The 13552-nt window shown below is 59.2% G+C and carries 10 protein-coding genes; 3 read left to right on the forward strand and 7 right to left on the reverse strand.

Translation table 11 applies throughout. The features are described from left to right. Positions 1–233: 233 nt before the first annotated feature. Entirely contained in the window at positions 234–2273 is a 2040-nt protein-coding gene (locus ACGYLY_RS15760; protein WP_395284006.1) for a prolyl oligopeptidase family serine peptidase, read from the reverse strand. Between the two features lie 310 nt (positions 2274–2583). Next, positions 2584–3303 carry a DedA family protein gene (locus ACGYLY_RS15765; RefSeq protein ID WP_395284005.1) on the reverse strand — a complete coding sequence of 240 codons (720 nt, stop codon included), beginning with the start codon at positions 3301–3303 and terminating at the stop codon, positions 2584–2586. A gap of 89 nt (positions 3304–3392) precedes the next feature. Between ACGYLY_RS15765 and hemB the strand changes: the two genes are divergently transcribed. Both hemB and ACGYLY_RS15775 read left to right on the forward strand, forming a co-directional pair. Continuing rightward, on the forward strand, positions 3393–4376 hold the full coding sequence (gene hemB / locus ACGYLY_RS15770; RefSeq protein ID WP_395284004.1) for a porphobilinogen synthase: 984 nt from the start codon (positions 3393–3395) through the stop codon (positions 4374–4376). Between the two features lie 369 nt (positions 4377–4745). Beyond that, a complete protein-coding gene (locus ACGYLY_RS15775) occupies positions 4746–6425 on the forward strand; it encodes an ammonium transporter (RefSeq protein WP_395284003.1) in 1680 nt (559 codons plus the stop codon). A 498-nt stretch (positions 6426–6923) separates the two neighbouring features. Here ACGYLY_RS15775 and ACGYLY_RS15780 read toward each other — a convergent pair whose 3' ends face one another. The 5 genes from ACGYLY_RS15780 to ACGYLY_RS15800 all read right to left on the reverse strand — a co-directional run bounded on the left by ACGYLY_RS15780 (position 6924) and on the right by ACGYLY_RS15800 (position 10497). Continuing rightward, entirely contained in the window at positions 6924–7799 is an 876-nt protein-coding gene (locus tag ACGYLY_RS15780) for a hypothetical protein (protein WP_395284002.1), read from the reverse strand. Between the two features lie 221 nt (positions 7800–8020). Beyond that, positions 8021–8467 (reverse strand): hypothetical protein, encoded by a 447-nt coding sequence (locus ACGYLY_RS15785; RefSeq protein WP_395284001.1) that lies wholly within the window; start codon positions 8465–8467, stop codon positions 8021–8023. A gap of 178 nt (positions 8468–8645) precedes the next feature. Then, the gene (locus tag ACGYLY_RS15790; protein WP_395284000.1) at positions 8646–9464 is read right to left on the reverse strand and encodes a Zn-ribbon containing protein; all 819 of its coding nucleotides are present in this window, start codon (positions 9462–9464) and stop codon (positions 8646–8648) included. Continuing rightward, a complete protein-coding gene (locus ACGYLY_RS15795) occupies positions 9464–9850 on the reverse strand; it encodes a DUF2073 domain-containing protein (protein ID WP_231186209.1) in 387 nt (128 codons plus the stop codon). The genes ACGYLY_RS15790 and ACGYLY_RS15795 overlap by 1 nt, the downstream gene beginning before the upstream one ends. Before the next feature lie 5 nt (positions 9851–9855). Further along, the gene (locus ACGYLY_RS15800) at positions 9856–10497 is read right to left on the reverse strand and encodes an Era-like GTP-binding protein (protein ID WP_231186207.1); all 642 of its coding nucleotides are present in this window, start codon (positions 10495–10497) and stop codon (positions 9856–9858) included. 1509 nt (positions 10498–12006) lie between these two features. Between ACGYLY_RS15800 and ACGYLY_RS15805 the strand changes: the two genes are divergently transcribed. Continuing rightward, complete coding sequence (locus tag ACGYLY_RS15805) at positions 12007–13503, forward strand: Cdc6/Cdc18 family protein (RefSeq protein WP_395283999.1); 1497 nt, start codon at positions 12007–12009, stop codon at positions 13501–13503. Positions 13504–13552 lie beyond the last annotated feature (49 nt).

Here is a 13552-nt window from a genome sequence, read left to right on the forward strand (position 1 = left end):
TCAGTATCCCCACCGAGACGGCAGTCCGAAAACGCCCGAATTTCGAGGGAAGAAATGATTTCAATGCGTCAAAATCCCGCCCGTCAACCCCTTCATTTCCAGTGAAAAACCGACAACGGGCGATGGTATTGTGGGAGTATCGTCCCCGGACGAAACGTACCTCCCCACGACAATAGTTGTCGTTTTTCGTCCACCGTTTCTCACGCTCGGTGGTCTCCGCGGACCGTTGTACTCTACGTACCGTTTTCCTCGTCTTCCTCGTCGTCCTTGCTCTCGGCGGCGGACAGTCCGTCGTCGCCGCGTTCCAACGCCTTCGGCGCATCGTCGTAGTCCGAATAGCCGTCGAACCAGCGGACGATTCGCTCCAGTCGGTCCACGACGTGCCCGGGTTCGCCGCTCCGGGAGAGCTCGTGACCTTCGCGAGGATAGCGCACCAAGCGCGTCTCCACATCGTTCTTCTTGAGGAGGAGGTACAGCATCTCGGCGTTGTTCACCGGGACGCGAAAGTCGTTGTCACTGTGAATGAGCAGCGTCGGCGTCGTCACGTTCTCGACGTACGCGGTGGGCGAGCGTTCCCAGAGGAACTCCGGTTCTTCCCACGGCGTCGTGTCGAAGTCCCACTCGATGAGTTTGAAGGCGTCCGTCGAACCGTAGAAGCTACTCAGTTCGTACACGCCGCGCTGGCTGACCGCGCCCTTGAACCGATCCGTGTGGCCGACTATCCACGCGGTCATGTACCCGCCGAAGCTCCCGCCGGTGACGAACATGTTCCCTTCGTCGACGTACTCTCGCTCCGCGACGAGGTCAACCCCGGCCATCACGTCAGTCATGGTCGTATCGCCCCAATCGCGTTCGATGGCGGCCATGTGTTCCTCGCCGTAGCCGGTCGAGCCGCGCGGGTTCGACCAGAAGACGACGTAGCCCTCCGCGGCGAGCGTCTGGAACTCGTGCCACATCGTGCCGCTCGTGGACCACATCGCGTGTGGGCCGCCGTGGATTTCGACGACGAGCGGGTACTGCCCGTCCTCGTCGAAGTCCGGCGGCGTGAGGAGCCAGCCCTGTATCTCGACGCCCTCGTCGGACTCGAAGCGGAGTTCCTCGGGTTGACCGACCGCGCGGTCGTTCAGGTACGCCGCGTTGGCGCGGGCGAGTTGGTGCGTTTCGGCTCCGCCGGGCGTCGAGACGAACAGGTCACCCGGGTGGTCCCACTCGGACTTCGCGTAGGCGAGAGCGTCGGAGCCGACCGAAACGTCGGTGATGTGTCCGTCGCCGACGACCCGCTGTGGTTCCTCGCTCCCGTCGCCCGAAACGCGCCAGATGACTTGGTCGCCCTCGTCGGGAGTTCCGAAGTACACCCGCTCCTCGTCCGGGTCCCACTGCGGTTCGATCGCGAGCGTTCTGTCGAGCGTTTCGGTGAGCGTCACCGTCTCGCCCGTGGTCCGGTCGAATACCTTGAGGTCGGTCTGTCGAAGCGTGGCGTTCTCCTCGGGCGAGTAGATGTAGGCGATCCGTCCGTCCTCCGTCGCCGCTATCGACACTCCCCACGAGCTCGTCTGGAAGAGGGTTTCCTCCTCGTCGGCGTCGATATCGTAGGCAATGACGTCCACGATGATGTTGTCGTCCGGGTCGCCCTCGCGTCTGGCACCGAAATAGAGCGTCGTCTCGTCGCCCCAGTCGGGACCCGCGAAGTCGAAGTCGCCGTCCGTCAGTCGTTCGACGGAGTCGTCGTTCAAATCGGCGAGGTAGACGTGGCTCCGTTTCCCGTCGAAATAGCTCGTTCCCGCGCGGTAGATTTTCCGGTCGATAACGCGCGGGTCCGGCGTTCCCGGTTCGTACTCCTCGCCGTCGAGCGAGATGTCGCGCTCTTCCTCCCGGTCCTCCTCGGTGCTCGACTGGACGAACGCGATTTTCGTCCCGTCGGGGGACCACGCCAACTGCGAGACGCCGCCCGCGACGTCCGTCACCTGTCGGGCCTCGCCGCCCGCCGTCGGCATGACCCACAGTTGTGGTCGGTCGTCGTCCGCTCCGCGCGTGCTGACGAACGCGAGTCGGTCGCCGCTCGGACTCCACCGCGGGGAACTGTCCACGCCTTCGCTGATCGTGAACTGGCGCGGTTCGTCGCCACCCAAGGGAACGACGTACACCGTCGCTTCGTACTCCTCGTCCCCGTCCGGAGCGGAACGGACGAACGCCACCCGATCGCCATCCGGCGAAATTTGTGGGTCGTTCACGCTGACGAGGTCGTGATAGTCGTTGGCACGTATCGTCTTCATATCCCTTCACTCGGAACGCGAGCCAAATATATTTTCGATTCGAAATACCGGTCTCTGTGCGATAGTCCCCGGGTTCGCCGTTCGATGGCTCTCGACGAATCATTCGAGGAATGAAAGTGCGCCCACGCAGTGTTCGTAGCATGGCACGCGACAAACGGTACGCGGGCGCGAATGCAAATACGCCTTCGATACTGTTAGGTCTATCGCTATGGTAGAACGACGCTGGTTTCAATCGGGTCCTCCGTTCACTCGGGTAGTTTCGGAGTGGCGGATAGGTGTCGGTTGTGTGAGCAAACGAGGTGGTGAAAACTCACACGAACTTGGAAATCGCATTCACGATGATTGCGAACGCCCTCGGGCCGAAAATCGCGAGCAGCGTTTCGAACGAGAGCGACCCCAGCGCGGAGAGGAGGATGAAGTTCCGGTCTTTCATCTCGCCGAATCCGGCGGGAACGGTCAGCATGCCGCGAGTGAACGGCAGCGTGTTGCTAAGCGGGATGGCGATGGGACCCCAGCGTTCGAGCCAATGGTCGAACCGGTCGAGCGAGGAGTCGTCGATACGGAACCACGGCTTTTCGAGGAGGTACTCGCGGCCGCCGCGTTTCGCCAACAAAAACAGGGCGTACTGCCCGGCGGTCGAAGCGATGACGGCGACGGCGACGATGACTGCTATCGTCCGATAATCGGTCGGCGATTTCGCTAGGACGGTGACGCCGACCGGAACGACGGTTTCGCTCGGCGCGAAGTACAACATCATCGCCCCTTCCAGAATGAAGATGAAAAACAGGGCGAACAGTCCGTACTGGTCAAGCCACTGTTTTGCGAGCGTTTCGTCGCCGAACAGGAAGAGGAGGATACCGGCAACCGCCGCGAGCGCAACGCCGCCCGCGAGGACGAAAACGCCGTAGTCAGCAACGAACGTTCTAATCGAGCGTGAATCCGGGGCAAACGACAGGATTGCACCGAAAGCGAAGAGGGCGAGGAGGGCAGGGGTCGTCGTCTCGACAGCAACGAGCGAGGCGATATGCATCAGATTCGAATATTGATGGGACGGGCTAAATGCGTTGTGACCCGTTCCCGGAGCGACGCGGTTTTGGGGATTCCGTGGGTAGCAATGGTATGAACTTCACCGACCGGCCGCGTCGGCTTCGTCGCGACGGAATCCGAGAGTTGGTCAGCGAGACGACGCTTCGAGCGAACGACCTCATCGCTCCGGTGTTCGTCGATGCGACGACGGACGAACGGGTCGAAATCGAGTCCATGCCCGGCCACGAGCGAGTACCGATCGCGGAGAGCGTCGGTCGCGTGGAGGAGGTTCTGGAAACGGGCGTCGAGGCCGTGATGCTGTTCGGTATTCCCGAATCGAAGGACGAACGCGGCAGTCGCGCGTGGGCCGAAGACGGCGTCGTGCAGGAGGCGACGCGTCGGATCACGGCCGAGACGGACGCCACCGTCATCACCGACGTCTGTCTCTGTGAGTACACCGACCACGGTCACTGCGGAATCGTCGAGGACCGCGCCGCGGACGACCCGCGACTCACGGTGAGAAACGACGAGACGCTCGACCTCTTGCGGAAGGTTTCCGTCTCGCACGCGGAAGCGGGCGCGGAGATGGTCGCACCCAGCAGCATGACGGACGGAATGGTGGAAGCGATTCGCACCGGACTAGACGAGGCGGGCTTTTCCGACGTACCCATCATGAGCTACGCCGCGAAGTACGAATCCGCGTTCTACGGCCCGTTCCGCGACGCGGCAGACGGCGCACCCGCGTTCGGCGACAGACGGCACTACCAGATGGACCCGGCCAACGCGCGCGAGGCTATGCGCGAAGTCGAACTCGACGTGGAGCAGGGAGCGGACGTACTGATGGTCAAACCCGCACTGCCGTACCTCGACATCGTGCGGGACATCCGGGAGGAGTACGACCACCCGGTCGCCGCCTACAACGTCTCCGGCGAGTACGCGATGCTCCACGCCGCGAGCGAGAAGGGATGGCTCGACCTGCGGGAGACGGCGCTCGAATCCCTACTGTCCATCAAACGGGCGGGCGCGGACCTGATTCTGACCTACTTCGCCGAGGATATCGCCGACGAACTCGCGTGAAGGTTCAATATCGCAATCGCGATTGCGTCTTCGTTCGAATTCTCTAACCGTCTCACGCGCGCCGAACGAGTGGGAACGAGACGAGACGTTCGTCGAGCCCGACTACCGGGCGAGACGAACGTCCAAAACTCGGACAACGTTCGCCCGATTACTGACCGGTTTACAACCTTATATCGATAGTACACGATAATAACAGCCGCGTTTGGCCAATTTCCCCCGACATAATTTGAAATGTTTGATAACCAGAGTTATATGAACCAATCGGGTTGTGTTGTACCGTGACACAGAGTACAAACGGAGAGGAATATCCGATATTCTTGGACAGCCTTCCAGACGACGTCGTCATCGTTCCGACAGGAGAAACGACGGATGAGTAATCTCGAAGTCATCGCGCAGGGAGTGAATCTCCTCTGGGTGCTCGTGGCGACGTTCCTCATCTTCTTCATGCACGCCGGATTCGCCATGCTGGAAGCCGGTCAAGTTCGGTCGAAAAACGTCGCCAATCAATTGACGAAAAACCTCCTCACGTGGAGCGTCGGCGTCCTTACCTTTTTCCTCGTGGGCGCGGGGCTCTCGAACGTCGTCGGTCACTTGACCGGGGCGAGCGGAACGTGGTCCGTGATGGGTGAGTTCGCCGCGACCCTCGCACCAAGTGACGTCAACGCGTGGGTCGATTGGCTGTTCGGCGCGGTGTTCGCCATGACCGCCGCGACCATCGTCAGCGGGGCGGTCGCGGGGCGGTGTAAACTCCGCACGTACGTGACCTACACCGTCCTTCTCGCAGCGGTTATCTATCCCGTCGTGGTCGGATTCACGTGGGCAGGTGGCTTCCTCTCGGTGCTCGGATTTCACGATTTCGCGGGCGGGATGGTTGTTCACGGGATGGGTGGCCTCGCCGGACTGACCGCGGCGTGGATAATCGGCCCGCGTATCGGGCGCTTTGAGGAAGACGGAACGGCGAACGTAATCCCGGGCCACTCGGTGACGTTCGCGGCCCTCGGAACGCTCATCCTCGCGTTCGGCTGGTACGGCTTCAACGTCGGAACCGCCGCAACGGTGTTTGCTGTCGACAACGGGACGATTTCGCTGGCCGCGTTCGAAACGGTCGGTCGGGTCGCCATCGTCACGACGCTCGGGATGACTGCGGGGTCGCTCGGTGCAGGGACGGTGTCGCTGATACGCACTGGAAAGGTGGATACCCTGTTCGTCGCGAACGGCCTGCTCGCCGGACTCGTCGGCATTACGGGAATCGCCGACGACATCGTCTGGCCGGGTGCTATCGCCGTTGGACTGTTGGCGGGTGCACAGCTCCCGTTCGTGTTCGAGTTCGTCGAAAAGCGCCTCAAAATCGACGACGTGTGTGCAGTGTTCCCCGTTCACGGCTCCGCCGGTATCCTCGGAACGTTGGCTTATCCGCTCGTCGCGGTCGGAACGTGGCAGAGTTTCAGCGTCGGAGCCGTGTTCTCGGGACTCGCGGTGCAGGCGACCGGCGTCGCGGTGATCGGACTCTGGACCGTGTGCGCGACCGTACTCGTCTTCGGCGGTGCGCGCGCACTCGATCAAGCACGCGTCACCCCTCGCCACGAAAGGGAAGGACTGGACGCGAGTGAACACGGCGTCGAGACGTACCCCGAATTCGGCAGCGACGCCGCGCACGGCGTCGTTCCCGAACGTCTCCAAACGGACGGTGGACGCCCGAACGATGGAAAGATAAAGCTCGTCACGGCCATCATCAGGCCCGATAAGTTGGGCGACGTGAAGCGGTCACTGGCCAACGTGAATGCGCCGAGTCTCACCGTCACGAACGTCAGCGGTCGAGGTAGCCAACCCGCAAAGATGGGACAGTGGCGCGGTGAAGAGTACGTCGTCGACCTCCATCAGAAGGTGAAAATCGAGTGCGTCGTGGCCGATATTCCCGCCGAGGACGTCGTCGACGCGATTCGCGACGCTGCAAACACCGGCGAACCCGGGGACGGCAAAATATTCATCATCCCCGTCGAGGATGCGTATCAAGTTCGGACAGGAAAGCGAGGAGTGGACGCGGTGTAAATCCAAAGATCGAGTCTCGCTATCGAGTGGCGATGAAGCATCGGGCCCGCACCCGACCGATCGAATCTCGATATCGCCAACGAACACTTATAAGGGACGGTCATCGGTGCCGATGAAACGGCAGTGAAAGTCATCTACCGCTGTATCACGCCGCTATCGCGCGCGCCGACTCCGCCACGGAGCAGCGTGTGTTTGTGAATTGATGAGACGTTCGTCCAGAAACAGGCCGAGAGGCAATTCATTTCTGCCCGCTTTACAACCTTAAACGGATTGTATCCGATAATAAACCGAGTGTTCGTACAGTTGTAAGTGGGATAAATGGAAGATATTGTCAGGCAACATTATATACGACGGTACTGTTCTGGATTACCATGGCACAAGACACCGGCACGGAGGAGTATTCGGTATTCCTTGACAGTTACCCCGACGACCTCGTAATCGTCCCATCGAAGAAGGACGGTAAATGAGAAAAGAGGACAACGATCGAAACGAAAACCGTTATTCCGAGTCCGCGTCCGATTTCGAATTCGAATCCGAGGTGTCCGACTCAGGGTTCGAATTGGAAGCGTCCGACGCCGAATCGGAGTCCGAATCCACATCGAGCGCCCCGAGCGTCTTTTCAGCCCATTTGATGGCGTAGCCGACGCCGTGGTCGCGGTAGGCCTGCGTGTCGAGCGCGGCGAACGGCGCTGGCGGTTCGATACCGTGTTTGATGGCGCTACAGGCCAACTCGGTGGCATCCGGGAAATCGGTTCGTCCGGTGACGACTTCCTGCGAGATACCGTCCACCCGTGGTTCGATTCGTTGTCCTGCGTCCTGCCACGCGTCGAACAGCCGCGGATGTGACTCACGCCACTCGACGAACTCATCGCGCGTGTATAGCCCTTTGTACGCATCACAGAGGGCGACCGCGAGTTGATACGTGCTCGCGGGACCGAGCGGAACGGTGTCGGAAAACTCCGGGTACCGTTCGCCGAAGAATTCGAGGAAATGTTCGGGGAGGTCGAGATCGATTTCGACGAGCGCTTCCGCGATCAGGAAGTCGACGAACTCCTCGGGCGACCCTTGAACGCGCGCTTTCACGAAGAGGACGGGCGGGACGGTTTGATGGGTCCACGCCACGCTTCCGTCGCCGGGCATTCCGACGACCAGGTCGGACCCGGCGAACCGCCGGAGGAGTTCCGGTGCGTCGTCGGGTAGCCACTCGTCGGGTGCCGAGAACGGACGCAGTTCGTCCGTCAGGAGTGCGAGGTCGTCGCGTGCCGGAATCGGAAGCGTCTCGAAATCGCGTTCGCAGTCCAAGACGAGAGCGTTCGGCGCGCGCTCGTTTCGAACCGCCGCCACGTCTTCCGGAACAGTCCGTTCGCGGAACATCAGGCGACGAGCCAGGCGTTGAGAACGACTGCAAGTGCGGCCAACATCGTCAGTACGACGGTACCGATGACGATTTTCGTCGGAGTACTCATACCCGTTCGTTCCCGCTCGATTACTTAAAATCTGCCTACTCGGGTCGAAACCCCTTCGTTTCCACTCCAGATGGTCGTTTGATCGTCGAATCGGCGGTGCGGTGTCCGGCGTGGGTCCGTTTCGTTCGATTACGACCCGACTTCGACGGTATCGAACGTCGAGGTGACGAAACGGGCGAATCCCGATTCGAGCAGGAGCAGGAGGTTGTACGAAAGGGTGCCCCAGAACCCGATGAGCAAGAATCCCCAGTTCGCCGGGAATCCGGGGTTGAGCGCCGCCAAGATACCGTAGCCGAGGATAAGGTTTCCGAAGGTAGCGACGACGTGGACCATGGACGCGACGATGAGTTGTTCGTCGGGGTCCGAAGTCGGAGTGGAGAACAATTCATCGAACGTGATTCCCGCGAGGATGCCGAACGCTGCAAGCGCGCCGAGGATGTAGAGAAAAATCTCCACAATTCGGGGTGAGCCGTACTGATTCATCAGAATCGCACCGCCACCCCAGATGGTCAACGTGTAGCCGTACGCTTTCGACTCGGAGAGAAGGCTTCGAGCGAGTTGCTCGGTCGGATTCATACGATTGTCTCCGCCATATCCGAGCAAAGCCTCAATCCCTGCTAGTGCGCGGGATTGATACGACGAGGGTTGAAGGCGATGATTTGGCGAATAAAGATGATGAATTGATGAGGATCCAGGATGATGAATCGATGAGGATCCAAGGTGATGAATTGGCAGTTACTCGAACGAAAGCGAATCAGCTATCGATAGCGCCGGTCCACGAGTCGGGGACTTGAATGACGTATCGACCGTTCTCCCGCATAGCGATGATGTACTCATCGCGCTCGTAGAGTTCCATCAGGTTGAGTTCGTACTGACCGGGTTCGACCACTTTGATGCTCTCGAACTGGCTGTTTAGCTCCTCGCGGAGTTCGTCGAGGCTCGGTTGGTCGTCTTCGGGTGGTTTGATGACCGTCCCAGTACCGTCATCGTCCGACCGTTCCGGGAGTTCGTCTTCCGGGACAATTTCGGAGCGGGCATTTGCCTGTGCGCTGTCTTCGTTCGAATTGGCGGCGGGTTCTTCTGCCGATCGTTGGGATGGTTCGGTCCGTGCGTTCTGTTTCCGTTTCTCCGCCGACTGCCCCTCTTCTGTCCCTCTCTCTGTCGTCTGCCCCTCTTCTGTCCCCTGCCTTTGCACCGTCTGCTCCGGAGTCGCGGTCTGTTGTGCTTGCGGTTGTGTGGATTCCGGTTGTGTAGATTCCGGCTGTGTGGATTCCTTTCGCTTCCGCACAGGTTCACCGCGGTCCGATTCCGCCGTGTCCGAACCGCCGCGCGAGCCCACCCATCCTTTGACGGTGTTCGCGGCACGACCAACCGTTCCCGGCCCAGGCGGACTGTCGGCAGTCGCCGACAGGTTCTCGTTCGCTCCTGCGGACTCGGGGGGCGTTGTTTCGTCTGGAGATGACCCAGACGGACGGAATTGGAACTTGTTACCGCCACAGTCGGGACACCCCGAAAGCATCTCCTTCGACCCGTCGGCGAACGTCCGTCCACAGTTCGTACACTTGTGGGGCATTATTTGTGGGAGATGAGTGCGCTGATGAGGTTTTCATCCTTGTGGAGCGTCTCGATTTGGTTCGCCGGACCGATGACCGTGAGCTTGGAACTGGAAGACTCACGGCCCATCAACCGACCGAGAAGGCCGCTGTCGGACGTCTTGGAGCGCGGATAGGTCTCGATTTCGATACCGCTGAACTCGTCGGGGCTGATTTCGGTCATCGTCACTTCGATGAGTTTGCTCTCCTCGTCGGGGGACAATCCCTCTTCGAGGATGACGATATTGCCGTCACGGACACCATCGAGTATCATCCGAATCTTCTCCATGCTGGTCTTCCCAGCCATCCGTTCACCACCGATGAGGTCGACTTGAACGCCGTCGTCTGAATTTTTCACTTCCGGCATTGTGATCACCCGAAGTACTCCGCTATCTTCGTGTACACTTCGTCCATGTTATCACCCTCCAATGCGGAGAGTGGAATCGTCTCGTGTTGCGGATACGCGTTGCGAATCCGCTGGACGCTCGAATCGTCGAGGTCGGTTTTGTTAGCGAGAATAAGTACCGGCAGATCCTGACTCTCGATGATGCCGATGAGCATCGTGTTCACTTGCGTGAACGGGTCGGTCGAACTGTCGAGAACATAGATGACGCCATCGACGTCCTCTCGAAGCCAGTGCATCGCTTCCGCGACACCCTCGGTGGCCTCGCGGGAGCGACGTACCGCGTCCTCCTTGTCCATATCGTGGTCGAGGAACTCCTCGTAATCGACTTTCGTCGTGACGCCGGGCGTGTCCACGATATCGATTGTGACTTTCCGTCCGTCACGTTCGATTTCGACGTTTTCCTTCCTACGCGCGCGGCGTGTTTCGTGTGGAACGTGGCTCTCGGGACCGACCGCGTCGCCCGTCCAATCACGGGCGATGCGATTGGCAAGCGTCGTCTTCCCAGCATTTGGGGGCCCATAGATACCGATACGTTTCGGCTCTTCCGACGTGAAGAGCTTGTCGGTCACACGTGCAATACTTTGCCTGAGACCAGTAAACAATCCCATCCTTTTTCCTCCCAGACCCCAGTGTCGGATAGTCACTCTAGACAACGGGTTGTCGAGATTGAGCCGGACGTGCGGGGCTGTTGCGCGTACAAATTTACGCCACTCACTTAAACCTATGTCAGACAACTCGTGACACAATTCCCGGACAGGAGCGGGAAAGGAATATCACGCGAGGGAAATGACTCGATGGAACCGTTCTCGAAGTCATGACTGATTTCGAACAGACGGAAAGGGTCGTTGGAAGTGGAAGACGTTTCCACTGGAAACGAAGGGGTTTGCCGGCGTACTCGGACCAAAACGAATCAAGCGGGTTTGTCTCGGGAGGATGAAAAGCGAGAGGTCGTCCCATCGCGTACCGAGCAGTGTCGGGTGGTAACACATATCTCGATGTGTTGGTGTTACCGAATGCGCGTTTCGTGTCGCCTCTACAACCAGTTCGGGACCCCCCCACCCCTTCGTTTCGGGTGGAAACGTCGAACGATGGGGGATGGGGTGTCAGCCGTAGGTAACTTACAGACTACACTCCCCTCTAGAAAAGTTTCAACTATAGTTTGCGGATATTGTTAGCTAGACTGTGTAATAAAGGTTCCCGTCCTAGATCCCCCCTCCCCCCCACCCCTCCTTCTCCGCGTTCCACCCGAAACGAAGGGGTGGGGGGGTCCATAGACACGTGATATCACAAGGCATGATCGTTCTCTCGACCACTTTCCGACCCATATCCAATCGTCGATACCTCCCCCGCGAACACCATCTCACGCTTCCATTCTTTGACATTTCCGTCACGACTCCACGCGTTCCACCCGAAATGAGGGGGCAACGAACGGATACACTCCCACCGTTTACTGAATCGCCATCCGTCACTACACCTCCCGTTCCACCGTTCTCTCACGTTCCACCGTCCCTCTATGGTACATTACTCATCATCTCCTCTTCTCTCCCCTTGCTTCTTCTCTCCCCCTGCCTCTCCTCTCCACTCCTTTTCTCTCCTGCCTCTCTATCCTGCTACGCTCCTTCCGAATCCTCCACTCCGACGCTTCCACTCTGTTACCTATCTCTCTATTTCGACTCGACCCGAAACGACCTGGTTGGACGAGTCGGATAGGTCGAACGAATCGAATCCGAGGACGATTCGAACCCCACTTTCCAACCAATCGAATCCGAAGCCGTGAACAAACGTTGAAAATTGGACACATCGACTGCTCCCAAATCCATTCGAAAAATCACCGTCCGTTTCTCACACCTTCCACTTGGTTACCACTTCTCCTCGCCTTTCGTTCGACCCGAAACGATGCTGATTCAGGGTGAAACCTCCAAAAACACCTTTTTCGTTCATCACTCCACCGATGAGAAAGATTTTAGTACTGTGCTGTACCTCTTTTTCATCTGCATCAACTGGACGCGCTGTCGCTTCTCTGGGACGGAAATAGGGACGCTATTCCCGGTTTCCTCCCTTCTCTCTCCGCACGGCGCGTCAACTCCAGTCGAAACGAAGGGGTACAAAGACGACGTATGTCAGACGAGAACACAGACCCGGCGGACGAACGAAGCGGCCACGCGAACCGTGGATTCGAGGGTATCGACTTGGACGATGTCGTGTTGGACGACTCGGACGACGAGAGCAACCAAGGTTTGTTCGACGATCTGCTCAGCGGCGAGCCGATCTTCGAGAACAAGGAGGTGCTCCGGCCCTCGTACACGCCACACGAACTCCCACACCGCAAAGAGCAGATCAACCGCATGGCGACCATTCTCGTCGCCGCACTGCGCGGCGAAACGCCGTCGAACATCCTCATCTACGGAAAGACGGGGACCGGAAAGACGGCAAGTGCCAAGTTCGTGAGTCAGGAGCTCGAACGAACCTCGCTGAAGTACGAAGTCCCGTGTGAGGTCGAATACATAAACTGCGAGATAACGGATACACAGTATCGCGTACTCGCACAACTCGCCAACAAGTTCATCGAGAACAATCTGGCCGACATCGAAAGCCAAATCGAAGAACTGAACGACATTCGCGACGGCGTCGCCGCCGAATCCGAGCAGTTAGCGAACACCGACTTCTCGTCCGTACAGGAAATCGACGACCGCATAGAGGAACTCGAAGCGGATTCGGAGGAGATAGAACCGGTTCCCATGACCGGGTGGCCGACGGACCGCGTGTACAACACCTTCTTCGATGCCGTCGATTATCAGGAGCGCGTCGTCGTCATCATGCTGGACGAAATCGACAAACTGGTCGAGAAATCCGGCGACGACACGCTCTATAACCTCTCTCGGATGAACTCGGAACTCGACAACTCGCGGGTGTCCATCATGGGTATCAGCAACGACCTGAAGTTCACCGACTTCCTCGACCCCCGCGTCAAATCCAGTTTGGGGGAAGAAGAAATCGTCTTCCCGCCCTACGACGCGAACCAACTCCGGGACATCCTCCAGCACCGCGCGGAGGTGGCGTTCAAGGAAGACGCCCTCTCGGACGACGTGATTCCGCTCTGTGCCGCCTTCGCCGCGCAGGAACACGGTGACGCGCGACGGGCGCTCGACCTGCTTCGAACGGCGGGCGAACTCGCCGAACGCGACCAAGCCGAACGCGTGGAGGAAGGCCACGTCCGGAAGGCACAGGACAAGATCGAACTCGACCGCGTGGTCGAAGTGGTTCGAACGCTCCCGACCCAATCGAAACTCGTCCTCTTTTCGACCATCTCGCTGGAGAAAAACGGCGTCCACAACATCAACACCGGCGAGGTGTACAACGTCTACAAACACCTGTGCGAGGAGATAGACGCCGACATCCTCACCCAGCGCCGCGTCACCGACCTCATCAGCGAACTCGACATGCTCGGCATCGTCAACGCCGTCGTCGTCTCGAAGGGGCGCTACGGGCGTACCAAGGAGATCAGCCTCTCCGTCCCCATCGAGGAAACCGAGGCCGTCCTCCAGTCCGATTCGCGACTCGGCGATATCGACGACATTCAACCGTTCATGCAGCAGGCTCGGTTCGACAGCTGAAACGGTAGCATCGTCCGCCGGATAAATTTCCACTGCAAAAATTCTTCAT

The sequence above is a fragment of the Haladaptatus sp. CMAA 1909 genome, assembly GCF_043952005.1.
Lineage (GTDB): Archaea > Halobacteriota > Halobacteria > Halobacteriales > Haladaptataceae > Haladaptatus.